Here is a 13,971-nt window from a genome sequence, read left to right on the forward strand (position 1 = left end):
GTTATTCAATCGCTTCTTGACGTTTACGATACACTTCGTACATTAATAAAGCCGCTGCTACTGATGCGTTCAGTGATGTGACATGCCCAACCATCGGTAAGTGATATAAAAAATCGCATTTTTCTTTTAATAAACGCCCCATCCCTTTGCCCTCACTACCGATAATGATGGCTAATGGTAATGTTGCATCCATTTTTCGATAATCTGCAGATCCCTTTGCATCTGTCCCTGCAATCCATACACCGCGTTCTTTTAATTCATCTATAGTTTGAGCAAGATTGTTTACACGTACAACTGGAACGTGTTCAATCGCTCCTGTAGATGCCTTTGCCACTACTGCTGTTAGACTCACTGATCGGCGCTTAGGAATAATAATACCATGTGCTCCTATAGCATCAGCCGTTCTCATAATAGACCCTAGATTATGAGGATCCTCTAACTCATCTAAGATTAAGAAAAAAGGATCTTCCTGTTTATTAGCTGCGGCTGCAAATAAATCTTCTATTTCAGCATACTTATAAGCGGCAACAGAAGCAACGATACCTTGATGATTAGCACTTGATAATTGATCAACTTTCTTTTTTGGGACAAATTGAACTATGACACCACGTTCACGGGCTAAATCTAGCAGTTCATTGACGCCAGATTTTTTTACTCCTTCTGCAATCCATACTTTATTCATCTCGCGGCCTGAACGAAGTGCTTCTAACACTGGGTTTTTACCGGCAATAATTTCACCATTCTGTTCTGCCATTATTTAGACACTCCTTTTGATTCCTCGATTATTTGAATAGCATATGCAATGATTTCGTAGACGCGTTCTAGTTCATTCAATAAATATAAACTACCAAGCACCGCCTCAAAGCCTGAGCTATTACGATAGGTTTGGACATCCGTATTTTTTGGTACAGAGCCGGATTTGGCATTGCGTCCACGGCGGAACACAGCCAATTCCTCCTCTGTTAAATAATTTTCATCCATCATGCGATGAACGATCATCGATTGCGCTTTTGCTGAGACGTAGCGAGTTGCCTCTCGATGTAGTGTGTTTGGTTTAACACGACCAGAGCGTAGCAAATATTCTCGGACCTTTTGTTCCAATACGGCATCACCCATATAGGCTAACGCCAGCGCTTTTAATTGTTTAACATCTTCATTGCGAAGTTTATCCAACTTAATTACCCTCGTTTCCATCTAGTTCCTTGTCGTGTATCTTCTAAAATGATACCTTGGGCTTGCAAATGGTCACGGATCTCATCAGAGCGAGCAAAATCACGATTTTTACGTGCCTCGACGCGCTCTTGTAGTAATGCTTCAATTTCTTCGTCTAATAGTTCTTCTTCTTTTGCAAATTCAATACCTAAGACGTCACCTAGTACTTCAAAGGTTTCAATAAAGGTTTCTAATACCTTCTTGCAAGTATTGGCTTCATTTAAGTAAATATTAGCAATACGAGCTACTTCAAATAATACAGAAATAGCGTTGGCTGTATTAAAATCATCATCCATTGCCTCTTCAAAATGCGCTTTCTGTTCCGCAATTTTGTTCAGCCATTCTTCTGAATGATCACCTAAGCTTACAGTAGTCGTAAGGCGATGCTTCACATTGTTGTATGCTGTACGAATGCGCTCTAAACCTGACGCAGCAGCTTCTACTAGGTCCTTCGCAAAGTTAATTGGATGACGATAATGGACAGATAGCATGAAGAAACGCAATATCTGCGGGTCAATTTGTTTACGGATATCATTCACAAGAATAAAATTCCCAAGAGATTTGGACATCTTTTCATTATCAATATTAATATACCCGTTATGCATCCAATAACGCGCAAATGTTTTATCATTGTGTGCCTCTGATTGAGCAATTTCATTTTCGTGGTGAGGGAAAGTTAAATCCTGCCCACCAGCATGAATATCAATAGTATCTCCTAAATGTTCACGAGCCATTACAGAACACTCAATATGCCACCCTGGACGGCCATCTCCCCATGGGCTTTCCCAGAATATCTCACCTGGCTTAGCAGCTTTCCATAAAGCAAAATCTAGCGCATCATCTTTTTTCTCGCCCGCTTCAATACGAGCACCGATTTTTAAATCGTCAACTGATTGGTGTGATAATTTACCGTAGCCATCAAATTTACGAGTACGGTAATACACATCTCCTGCAGACTCATAAGCGTAGCCCTTTTCAATTAGCACTTGAATAAATTGAATGATATCGTCCATATGCTCTGTCACACGTGGATGAACATCTGCCTTTTTGCATCCCAGTGCTGTAACATCTTCAAAATAGGCTGCAATAAAACGCTCTGTTAATTCGTGTACTTCTTCACCAAGCTCATTTGCTGCTTTAATAATTTTATCGTCTACATCCGTAAAATTGGAAACAAACTTTACATCATAGCCTTTATACTGAAAATAACGACGTACTGTATCATAAACAATTACAGGACGTGAATTCCCAATATGGATATAGTTATAAACCGTAGGACCGCAGACATACATTTTTACCTTGCCCTCTTCTAGCGGTACAAAGGTTTCCTTTTGTCGTGTTAATGAGTTAAAAATTTGAATACCCATTGTATTTCACTCTCCTTTTCTGTTGAATAAAAAAAGCGCCTCTATCACTCCTAAAAGGAATGACAGAGACGCTCGATTTGCGTGGTTCCACTCTGATTGAAGACAAAAGGTCTTCCACTTTGGACATCCATTAACGGGGATGACTCGATAAAGCCTACTCTCGTTCAGCTTTATGCTCAAAGGTGCATTTCAGTTTTGCCTAGGCTCAGACCACTTTCAGCCGATGATGGTCCTCTCTTAAGAGCATGCGCCACTTACTTCTCCTTATCAACGCTTTTTCAATGTAAATACATTTTACAACGAAAGAATGAATTGTCAATAAATTTATCTTTATTGTGCGAATTTTTCTACACGGTCAATTGCTTTCTCTTTACCAATTAAACAAATGGCGTTCGGCAACTCTGGTCCATGTGTTTCACCTGTTGTCACAACACGGATTGGCATGAACAGATTTTTACCTTTATGACCAGTTGTCTTTTGTACAGCTTTAATCGCAGCTTTTACCGCATCTGGTGTAAACTCTTCTAGCTCTTCCAATTGTGCTTTAAATGCCGCCATTACTTCAGGTACTTGCTCTCCTGCTAAAACCTCTTTTGCTTCTTCATCATATTCAATATGGTCGTTAAAGAATAGGCTAGATAATTCGACAATTTCTGCACCAAAGCTCATTTGGTCATGATAAAGTGCGATTAAATCCGTCGCCCAAGCATGTTGCTCTGCAGTAAGTTCTTCAGGTAATAAGCCTGCTTTTTGTAGATGTGGTAAAGATAAAGCTACAACTTCTTCCAAAGACAACTTTTTAATATATTGATTATTCATCCATGTTAGCTTTTGTTTATCGAACATAGATGGTGATTTTGAAAGACGTTTTTCATCAAAAATTTTGATAAATTCTTCTTTTGAGAAAATCTCTTCTTCTCCCTCTGGAGACCAACCAAGTAGCGCAAAGAAGTTAAACATCGCTTCAGGAAGATAACCTAAATCTTTATATTGCGTAACAAATTGAATAATCGATTCATCACGCTTAGATAGTTTTTTACGGTTTTCGTTAATAATTAATGTCATATGTCCAAAGCGTGGATATTCCCAACCAAATGCATCAAAAATCATCATTTGCTTTGGTGTATTCGATAAATGCTCCTCACCGCGGAAAACGTGAGAGATTTCCATAAAGTGATCATCTAAAACAACTGCATAGTTATATGTTGGAATACCATTTGCTTTTACAAGCACCCAATCACCAATATCTTTAGACTCAAAGGTAACTTGTCCACGAACTAAATCTTCAAATTCGTATGTTACATTTTCAGGTACACGCATACGGATTGTGTATGGCTCACCTGCCGCTTCTTTAGCAGCGATTTCATCTGCTGATAAGTGGCGACATGTACCATCATAAGTAGGAGCAGCTACACCTCTTGCTTTTTGTTCTTCACGAGATGCTTCAAGCTTTTCAGAAGAACAGAAACACTTGTAGGCTACACCTTGTTCTAATAGTTTTTCAGCGTGCTCTTTATAAATATCAAGACGTTCCATTTGACGATAAGGCGCATAAGGTCCACCAATATCAATGGACTCATCATATTCAATACCTAACCATTTTAGGTTATCTAGCTGAGATGCTTCTCCGCCCTCTACATTACGTTCAATATCCGTATCTTCAATACGTACAATGAATTTACCGTTATGATGTTTTGCATATAAATAATTGAATAATGCTGTACGCGCTCCACCGATATGTAAATAACCTGTTGGAGATGGCGCGTAACGAACGCGAACTTCTTTCGTCATAATTAAAAGCCTCCTAAATTTTCGATCAAAAATTGACTTTGTTCATTTTACCACTCTGTTACAGGAAATAAAAGCGGGGTTCATCCACATTTATTTCTTGATCAATAGAATTGTTGCCATTGCCGCAATACCTTCCTCGCGACCTGTAAAACCTAATCGTTCAGTTGTAGTTGCTTTAACATTTACCTGTGAAGGCTCTGCGTGTAATAATTCAGCGATACGTTGTTGCATCTGTCCAATATAGGGGGCCATTTTAGGACGCTGTGCCATAATGGTACAATCGACATTACCTAGAGAATAACCCTTATCCTCAACGATCTTCCAAATGTACTCTAATAATTTTGCTGAGTCCGCGTCCTTAAATGCAGGGTCTGTATCTGGAAAATGACGGCCAATATCCCCTTCTCCAATTGCTCCTAGAGCCGCATCTGTGACAGTGTGTAAGAGAACATCCGCATCTGAATGTCCTACTAGTCCTTTTTCATGCGGAATGGTAATGCCACCAATAATTAATGGACGACCTTCTTCAAATGCATGTACGTCAAAACCTTGTCCAATTCGAAACATATTCATCTTCCTTTAATTAATATTTATCATTATCATATCAAAATTTACCCTAGGTTGTTTGAAAAGCGCTTTAATAATTATCCTCCTATAGCAGTAATGGGCAGTTTAGAAAGCTACACTCTCTAGACTGCCCCACATTCTTTAAATATGATACTCTATATTTTTCATTTGACTGTTGCTAATATTCGGAGATGGCTGTGAATTATAAACACGTGAATAAGGGGGAACAGAGTGTGTTAGCCAAATATTACTTCCTAAAACGGAATCGTGCCCAATCGTCGTCTCGCCCCCTAAGATAGTAGCACCAGCATAAATGACAACATTGTCGGCAATATTCGGATGACGTTTAATGCCCTTAATTGGATTACCATTTTCATCTAATGGGAAGCTTAGTGCACCTAATGTTACACCTTGATAAATTTTTACATTCTTACCGATAGTACAAGTTTCACCGATAACTACACCTGTTCCGTGGTCAATAAAGAATGATTCTCCTATTGTAGCCCCTGGATGAATATCGATACCCGTTAATCGGTGCGCATATTCTGACATAATTCGAGGCACAATTTGTACACCCATTTCGTATAACTCATGTGCGATGCGGTGAATATAAACAGCCACAATAGATGGATAGCTTAGCAAAATTTCCTCTGTGGAAAGAGCTGCTGGGTCACCATTATAGGCCGCTTGAATATCTGTTTGTAGCACTTGGCGAATGGCAGGAAATCGATTAATCAAATTCATAACAATTTTGTCTGCTTGTTCACGGCAATACTTCTCGCAATTGGCAGGATCACTATCCTCCATATTATAAAATAATACTTTTTCGATAATATCCCGCAAATCTAATGCTGTTTCACGCAGCTTATTACTGCAAACTACGTTCACCCTTGTTTCATCAATAGGTCTTGTCATATAAATGCCAGGAAACAGCACCTCATGGAAATTATCTATTATTTTTATAACCCGATCTCGTCCATCAAAGCCTATTGAGTTGTCAACGTCGATGTACTGTTTATTTATACTAGTTAATGAACCTGTAATTTCTGGAACCTTTTGATTTAACCAATCATTTAATGACACAATAAACACCCCTCACATCTTTTCATCTATTCTATTACCTTATTAATCATATATCCACTATTTCATTTTACACGTAAAACGATCACACATGGATAAAATCCACTTTATTTGAGCATTCCAACTTTTTATTCTCTTCTACGCCTTCGTTTCTAATTCGACTAGCAGTTATGTCATTATTATCATACATATATGGATGAACAGATTACGAAGCAATAAGGCATTCTGACCATATAATTTTTCCCAAACAAAACAAATAAAAAAGACTATCCATCCTTAACAAACTACGAATGAATAGCCTCTATATATAATATTTCTTAATGATTGAATGATCCACGCTTACGCAAAATTGCCTCACCAAATACTAAGTCTTCTTGTGTTGTCATTTTTACATTTTCATAACTACTTTCTACGATGTGTACCTGATGTCCGAGACGCTCCATTAGCATTGCCTCATCTGTCCCAAGAAAACCTACTTTTTCAGCTACGTCCTCCGCTTCCATAATTAATTCAAAACGGAATGCTTGTGGAGTTTGCACCATCCAAAGGCTTTCTCGATCAACCGTTTCCTCTATAATGCCATTCATTGATACTTTTTTCATCGTATCTTTCGCACGAACCCCTGCAATTGCTGCACCATGATGATGCGCGTTCTGTACAAGCTTTGCAATGATATCATGCGTAATAAACGGGCGTGCTGCGTCATGGACAAGCACAATATCTACCTGTTGCATCTCTTTCATGCAAGAATGAACAGAATGCTGTCGCTCAGCACCCCCATCAGGTAAACCCTTCACTTTGGTAATCCTATAGTCCTCTAGCATTTTTTGAATAAATCCACGCTCTTCTGGTTTTACAGCGAGCCAAATACCTGTGCAAGCGGGATCTTGTTGAAACACTTCTAGCGTGTGTACCAGAATAGGTTTCTCTAAAAGCTTTAAAAATAATTTATTTTGCCCTGCACCCATACGCTTCCCACTTCCGGCAGCAGGTAGAACCACTTCATATTGCATTTCCCCACATCCTAATCGTCCTTCGGCTTAGCAAATATCATACGACCTGCTGATGTTTGCAGCACACTAGTAACTGTAACTGTAATTGCCTGTCCGATATAACTACGACCACCTTCAACCACAATCATCGTACCATCATCTAAATAGGCAACTCCTTGGTTATGCTCTTTGCCATCCTTTATAACCACAACCTGCATATCTTCACCTGGTATAACTACAGGTTTCACTGCATTCGCTAAATCATTGATATTTAACACTTTTACATGATGGAGCTCACAGACTTTATTCAGGTTAAAATCATTGGTAACGATGCATGTATCATTGCCCATTTTTTTTGCAAGACGGACAAGCTTTAAATCTACCTCTTGTACATCTTCAAAATCCTCGTCCGTAATTTCAACTTTTGTCTTACGCTCATCTTGTAATTTTTTTAAAATATCTAAACCACGCCGACCTCTTGTGCGCTTTAAGGTATCAGATGAATCAGCTATATGCTGAAGCTCTGTGAGCACAAATTGAGGTACAACTAATATACCCTCAATGAAGCCTGTTTCAGAAATATCAGCAATACGACCATCAATAATTACACTTGTATCTAGCAGTTTGTAGCTTCCACGAACCTCTTGAGCTTCAGCACCTTCAGCAGCTTTTTTCTTCGTATTGGTACTACGTAATGTAAAAAGCTGTATGAGCTCATCTCTTTTTCTAAAACCTAGACGGAACCCTAAATACCCTAATACAAATGACAGGATAATTGGAAGTACTTCCGAAATAACAGGGAATGGTACACTATCAATGGCAAAGCCTAAAAAGTAAGCGACAATCAACCCAATTATTAAACCAAACGTACCAAATAATAAATCTCCGATAGGAACCTTAAACAGAACTTCTTCCATCCAGCTAATGAGCCTTACAAAGTAATCGGAAAATGCAAAAGATAGTGTAAACAGTAAAAGTGCGCCTAGAGCTACTGATACATAAGGATTATCTAGCCAAGGATTAGATGATAAATGAAGCAATTCGTATAATGGCGGTAAGAAAACAAGGCCCAATGCTCCTCCAATCAGTAAAAACGCAATTTGAACAAATTTTTTCACAAGCTGTCACCTCCTAATTGTTAGTTAAGATTATACATAGTTTACGGTAGAAAATCTTTCATGAGCTCAGTCAAAATCTCATTATTTTTGATGTTGTGAAACAAGGATAAGATAGTTAGACAAAATTTTACAAACTTCTATTTTGTTCGTACTAGATGAAATCCTTTATTCATTCATCAGCTATTATTTAGGACGTTTATTCTTTTATATGAGTTTCCGATATTAGCATTAAAAATGAAGGAAAATGCATGTCAGAATAATATCCAACATGCACAACCTCCTTTATAACTCTCTAAAGCATGCATTTAGTGCATCTTTTATCGTTTCTACACCAACAATTTCAATTCCCTGCGGTAATTCCCAACCACCAATATTCGAAGAAGGAATGAAAGCTCTTTTAAATCCAAGCTTCGCCGCTTCAATGACTCGCTGTTCTATACGTGATACCCGACGGACCTCACCTGTCAGTCCGACCTCACCAATAAAGCAATCCGTTGCACGCACTGCCTGATCCTTAAAACTAGATACAATGCTTGTCAACACCGCTAAATCTATTGCTGGCTCATCCAGCTTGACACCACCAGCAACTTTAATATATGCATCCTGAGCTTGTAGCATGAGACCCATACGCTTTTCTAGTACAGCCATTAGCAATTGTACTCGGTTTTGATCGACACCTGTGGCCATACGTTTAGGATAGTTAAAGCTCGTAGGCGTAACTAAGGATTGAATTTCAACAAGGATTGGCCTTGTCCCCTCCATTGAGGCTACAATAGTTGACCCCGCCGCACCTTGTGAACGCTCCTGTAAAAATAACTCAGAAGGGTTTAGAACTTCCTTTAACCCACCTTGAAGCATTTCAAATATAGCAATTTCATTTGTAGATCCGAAGCGGTTTTTTTGGCTTCGTAAAATACGATGATTATGATGTCTCTCCCCTTCAAAGTACAGTACAGTATCCACCATATGCTCTAAAATACGTGGCCCTGCAATTTGTCCCTCTTTTGTGACATGCCCTACTAGAAAAATAGCAATACCTTTTGTTTTAGCGATTCGCATCAGCTCGGCTGTACATTCACGAACCTGTGAGACACTACCTGGGGCGCTTGTTACTTCTGGATGAAAGATCGTTTGTATGGAATCCACAATGACAAATTTAGGTTGTACTTCATCAATGGTTTGGTTTAAAAACTCTAGGTTTGTTTCGGAGTATATGTAGAGCTCTTGAGAAATCACTCCTAAACGCTCTGCTCGTAATTTCGTTTGACGAATAGATTCCTCTCCAGAAATATAAAGTACGCGATGCCCTTTATTCGAGAGTAATGCGGAAACCTGTAATAGTAATGTTGATTTCCCTATTCCAGGATCACCCCCAATTAATACTAGAGAACCAGGTACAATGCCACCGCCTAATACACGATTGAGTTCGCCCATTTCTGTTGCTACGCGCGATTCTTCAGTAGCTTCCACTTGGATAATCGGGATTGCCTTTTGAGTAACTGTAGCAGAATGTTGAAATGCTCCACGTGGGCCTTTTGCAACCATTTCTACTTCTTCCACCATTTTATTCCATTCACCACATCCAGGGCATCTTCCCATCCATTTAGCAGATTCATAGCCACAGCCTGAACATACAAATTTCGTTTTTTTCTTTGCCAAATTGCTTTCACCTCGAATATTTGTTCTTATCCTTAATTGTACAGAAAAAAAGACAGCTTGGCACTTAAAGCCTTGCTGTCTTTTCTTGAAATTATTTAGAGATGGAAACTCCCTCTTTTTTCTTTACAACAAACTCATCGTTTACGTAATCAATGACAACCTGATTACCCTTTTCTACATTACCCTTTAGTAATTCTTCTGATAATCGATCCTCTACTTGTTTTTGTAATGCACGACGTAGTGGACGAGCACCATATTGAGGGTCATAGCCTTCTTCAGCAATTTTTTCAAGTGCTGCATCAGTCAGCTCTAACGAAATGTCTTGCTCTTGCAAGCGTTTTGTTAAAGCATTGCCCATCATTGCAATGATTTCTTTTAAGTGCTCTTTTTCTAATGCGTGGAAGACAATCATTTCATCGATACGGTTTAAGAATTCTGGACGGAATGCTTTTTTCAATTCTTCTAACATCGTACCCTTCATGTCTTTATGCTTAGACTCTGCACCACCTACATTGAAACCAAGGTTCTTTTGGTATTTTAATGCATCCGCACCAACGTTTGACGTCATAATGACCACTGTATTGCGGAAGTCTACTACACGTCCCTTAGAGTCTGTTAAACGACCATCTTCAAGCACTTGCAATAGAATATTGAATACATCAGGGTGTGCCTTTTCAATTTCATCTAATAAAACGACTGAATATGGCTTACGGCGAACTTTCTCTGTCAGTTGGCCACCATCATCGAAGCCTACATAGCCCGGAGGTGAACCTACTAAACGAGAAGTCGAATGTTTCTCCATGTACTCGGACATGTCAACACGAATCATCGCATCCTCATCGCCAAACATTACCTCAGCAAGTGCTCTTGCAAGCTCTGTTTTACCAACGCCTGTAGGTCCTAAGAAGATAAATGAGCCAATTGGTCGTTTTGGATCTTTTAAGCCTGCTCTTGCACGACGTATTGCACGAGAAATCGCTTCTACTGCTTCTCCTTGCCCTACTACACGTTTGTGTAACTCTTCTTCAAGCTGTAATAACTTCGAAGATTCTTCAGAAGCAATTTTAGCTACTGGGATTCCTGTCCACATTGATACAACTGCTGCTACATCATCCACAGTCACTTTAGATTCGGCTTTACCTTGCTCTTCTTTCCAATTTTTTCGAGTAGCTTCAATTTCATCCTTCAGCTTTTGCTCTGTATCTCTTAGCGCTGCTGCTTTTTCAAATTCTTGACCTGATACGGCTGCATTTTTTTCAGAACGAACATTTTCAAGCTTATCCTCAAGCGCCTTTAAGTTTGGTGGTACTGCGAATGAGCGTAAGCGTACTTTAGAACCTGCTTCATCGATTAAGTCAATCGCTTTATCTGGTAAGAATCGATCAGAAATATATCTATCACTCATTTTTGCCGCTGCTTCAATGGCTTCATCTGTAATTTTCACACGGTGATGCGCTTCATAACGATCGCGTAAGCCTTGAATAATTAGAATAGCCTCTTCCACTGTCGGCTCATCCACTTGGATTGGTTGGAAACGACGCTCTAAGGCCGCATCCTTTTCAATGTACTTGCGGTACTCATCAAGTGTTGTGGCACCAATACATTGAAGCTCCCCACGTGCTAAAGATGGTTTTAAGATATTTGATGCATCAATCGCACCTTCAGCACCACCCGCACCAATTAATGTATGCAATTCGTCAATAAATAAAATGATGTTGCCTGCTTGGCGAATTTCATCCATCACTTTTTTCAAACGATCTTCAAATTCTCCACGATATTTTGTACCTGCAACAACTGTCCCCATATCTAGTGTCATTACACGTTTGTCACGAAGGATTTCTGGCACTTCGTTATTAATAATTTGCTGTGCCAATCCTTCAGCAATCGCTGTTTTACCAACACCTGGCTCACCAATCAATACAGGGTTATTTTTCGTACGACGCGATAAAACTTCAATAACTCGTGTAATTTCCTTGCTTCGGCCAATAACAGGGTCTAAAGTACCTTCACGTGCAATTTGTGTTAAATCACGTGCTAGACTATCTAATGTTGGTGTATTGGCAGCTTGGGCTGCTTGTTGACCAGATTGTGCATTATCATTATTACCTAATAGCAATAATACTTGCTGGCGAGCTTTATTTAAACCGACTCCCGCATTGTTTAAAACGCGAGCTGCCACGCCCTCACCCTCACGTATAAGCGCCAATAATAGATGCTCTGTACCGATATAGGAGTGACCTAGTTTACGTGACTCATCAACAGATAATTCAATTACTTTTTTAGCTCTTGGTGTATAATGAACGATTGGACCGACATCTTCTTTGCCCTTACCAACTAATTCTTCAATGCCAGCTTCAATCATTTGAGGACTAATATCAATGGCTTCTAACGCTTTCGCAGCAATACCGCCGCCTTCACGTATAAGCCCTAATAGAATATGCTCTGTACCGATTGATTCGTGCTTCCAACGAATAGCCTCTTCCTGAGCAAGCTGTAATACTTTTTGCGCGCGTTGTGTAAAACGATTAAACATCATATAAATCCTCTCCTTTTTCCCCATTTATAGGCTTATTCGCATGTTCTTGAGATAATGTCTCACGAAGCATCTCCGCTCGTACACGATCCCGCTCAGCAGGTGGTAATGCCTCACCTGCATAGTGCTGTAAAAAACCTGGTTGCATACTAACAACACATTCATTTAAGGTCGTTGTTTGTATACCATCAATCAATTGTAAATCTACTCCTAAACGAACATTAGATAGGCAAGTAGCAGCTTCCTCACTTGTTAAAATTCTTGCATGTGTAAGGGTACCTAAAGCTCGATATACGCGATCTTCTAGCGCAAGCTCTGCCTTTTCCATTAATTTACCTCTTGCATGCCGCTCTTTTTGAATAATCTTTTCAGCGACGCTTTGTATATCTGCTAAAATATCTTCCTCTGTCTTCCCAAGTGTAATTTGGTTAGACACTTGATAAACATTCCCTAAATTTTCGCTTCCTTCACCATATATACCTCTTACAGTCATTCCTAAGCGTGTCATGGCATTTATAATTTGATTCATTTGCCCAGTTAATGTAAGAGCGGGTAAATGCATCATGACGGATGCTCGTAGACCCGTACCAATATTCGTTGGACAGCTTGTTAAATAACCAAAAGTATCTCGAAAAGCATACGGTAATACTTTCTCTAGGATACGATCAATCTTATTTGCTTGTTCATAAGCACTTTGAAGTTGAAAACTTGCTGTCATACATTGAATGCGTAAATGATCCTCTTCATTCACCATAATGCTAACGGATTCGTCTTCAGAGAGTAGTATAGAGCCCACTTGCTCTTTTTTAGCCAGTTGCGGGCTAATCAAATGCTTTTCTACAAGAATTTGACGCTGTAAAGGGGTTAAATCCTTTATAGCAAAATAAGCATAATCATTTTGAAGCGTTGGGCTATCGCTGACAGCATGTGTAACGGCCTGTTCCACTTGCAGTGCCTCATTTTCTGAAAACGCTAATGGAAAACGATAGCCATCTAAATTTCGTGCAAGGCGGATCCGTGTACTAATGACGATATCTGAGTAATCATCTTTGATATGCATCCAAGTTGGTGTCGCACGCTCTAAAAATGATTCAATCATCATGTCACATCACCACCTTCAAATTGTAGATGCTTCTCTAGCTCTTTAACTTCATCACGTAGCTTCGCCGCTTCTTCAAACTGTTCCTCATCTACGGCGGATTTCATACGCTTGCGGATATCTTCTATTTGCTTTTTAATAACATACACATTACTGCGAGCACCAGGCATTTTTCCAATGTGTTGTGGACCTGCCTGAATACGATTAAAAAGCTTTGGCAAATGATCTCCAAATGTGTCATAACAGCTTGGGCACCCGAATTTTCCTTCTTTTAAAAACTGCTTATACGAAAATCCACATTGTGGGCATGTTTGCTGTTGTGGTTGTACCTGTTGTTTTTCCCCCACCTTTTGCCATGTAGGAGAGCCAAACCAGTTAGACAATAACTGTTGAATAGATACTGGCTCTTGTTTAAACTCTGCATGAAATGGATGGAATTGTGAGGCGCAGACGTCACAATAATGATGCTCTACTTTTTGCCCACTTTGAACTTGTGTTACTGTAACTGTCGCATTACGTTGTTTACAATGTTCGCATATCATTTCCATCACCT

General features: G+C 39.4%; 12 protein-coding genes and 1 other annotated feature. All 12 genes read right to left on the reverse strand.

The annotated features are described in order from the left end of the window. Position 1: 1 nt before the first annotated feature. Positions 2 to 754, reverse strand: coding sequence for a 23S rRNA (guanosine(2251)-2'-O)-methyltransferase RlmB (gene rlmB / locus NYE73_RS23715; RefSeq protein WP_259950969.1), 753 nt, complete (start codon positions 752 to 754; stop codon positions 2 to 4). Further along, complete coding sequence (locus NYE73_RS23720; RefSeq protein ID WP_175400791.1) at positions 754 to 1,194, reverse strand: Mini-ribonuclease 3; 441 nt, start codon at positions 1,192 to 1,194, stop codon at positions 754 to 756. The genes rlmB and NYE73_RS23720 overlap by 1 nt, the downstream gene beginning before the upstream one ends. Beyond that, entirely contained in the window at positions 1,179 to 2,579 is a 1,401-nt protein-coding gene (gene cysS, locus NYE73_RS23725) for a cysteine--tRNA ligase (RefSeq protein ID WP_048395551.1), read from the reverse strand. The genes NYE73_RS23720 and cysS overlap by 16 nt, the downstream gene beginning before the upstream one ends. A gap of 61 nt (positions 2,580 to 2,640) precedes the next feature. After that, positions 2,641 to 2,859: a binding site (T-box leader), on the reverse strand. Between the two features lie 50 nt (positions 2,860 to 2,909). Further along, a complete protein-coding gene (gene gltX / locus NYE73_RS23730; RefSeq protein WP_066038313.1) occupies positions 2,910 to 4,370 on the reverse strand; it encodes a glutamate--tRNA ligase in 1,461 nt (486 codons plus the stop codon). Positions 4,371 to 4,460: 90 nt separating this feature from the next. Then, positions 4,461 to 4,937, reverse strand: coding sequence for a 2-C-methyl-D-erythritol 2,4-cyclodiphosphate synthase (gene ispF / locus NYE73_RS23735; protein WP_004233581.1), 477 nt, complete (start codon positions 4,935 to 4,937; stop codon positions 4,461 to 4,463). A gap of 141 nt (positions 4,938 to 5,078) precedes the next feature. Continuing rightward, complete coding sequence (gene epsC, locus NYE73_RS23740) at positions 5,079 to 6,020, reverse strand: serine O-acetyltransferase EpsC (RefSeq protein ID WP_004233580.1); 942 nt, start codon at positions 6,018 to 6,020, stop codon at positions 5,079 to 5,081. Positions 6,021 to 6,334: 314 nt separating this feature from the next. Next, a complete protein-coding gene (gene ispD / locus NYE73_RS23745; protein WP_048395541.1) occupies positions 6,335 to 7,030 on the reverse strand; it encodes a 2-C-methyl-D-erythritol 4-phosphate cytidylyltransferase in 696 nt (231 codons plus the stop codon). An 11-nt stretch (positions 7,031 to 7,041) separates the two neighbouring features. After that, the gene (locus tag NYE73_RS23750) at positions 7,042 to 8,127 is read right to left on the reverse strand and encodes a PIN/TRAM domain-containing protein (RefSeq protein ID WP_004233578.1); all 1,086 of its coding nucleotides are present in this window, start codon (positions 8,125 to 8,127) and stop codon (positions 7,042 to 7,044) included. 282 nt (positions 8,128 to 8,409) lie between these two features. After that, positions 8,410 to 9,786 carry a DNA repair protein RadA gene (gene radA, locus NYE73_RS23755; protein ID WP_259950968.1) on the reverse strand — a complete coding sequence of 459 codons (1,377 nt, stop codon included), beginning with the start codon at positions 9,784 to 9,786 and terminating at the stop codon, positions 8,410 to 8,412. A 91-nt stretch (positions 9,787 to 9,877) separates the two neighbouring features. Beyond that, positions 9,878 to 12,322, reverse strand: coding sequence for an ATP-dependent Clp protease ATP-binding subunit (locus NYE73_RS23760; protein WP_048395540.1), 2,445 nt, complete (start codon positions 12,320 to 12,322; stop codon positions 9,878 to 9,880). After that, on the reverse strand, positions 12,312 to 13,421 hold the full coding sequence (locus NYE73_RS23765; protein ID WP_048395539.1) for a protein arginine kinase: 1,110 nt from the start codon (positions 13,419 to 13,421) through the stop codon (positions 12,312 to 12,314). The genes NYE73_RS23760 and NYE73_RS23765 overlap by 11 nt, the downstream gene beginning before the upstream one ends. After that, on the reverse strand, positions 13,418 to 13,960 hold the full coding sequence (locus NYE73_RS23770; protein WP_004233574.1) for a UvrB/UvrC motif-containing protein: 543 nt from the start codon (positions 13,958 to 13,960) through the stop codon (positions 13,418 to 13,420). Before NYE73_RS23770 ends, NYE73_RS23765 begins: the two co-directional genes overlap by 4 nt. Between the last annotated feature and the right edge of the window lie 11 nt (positions 13,961 to 13,971).

Source organism: Lysinibacillus sp. FSL K6-0102 (assembly GCF_038003545.1).
Lineage (GTDB): Bacteria > Bacillota > Bacilli > Bacillales_A > Planococcaceae > Lysinibacillus > Lysinibacillus capsici.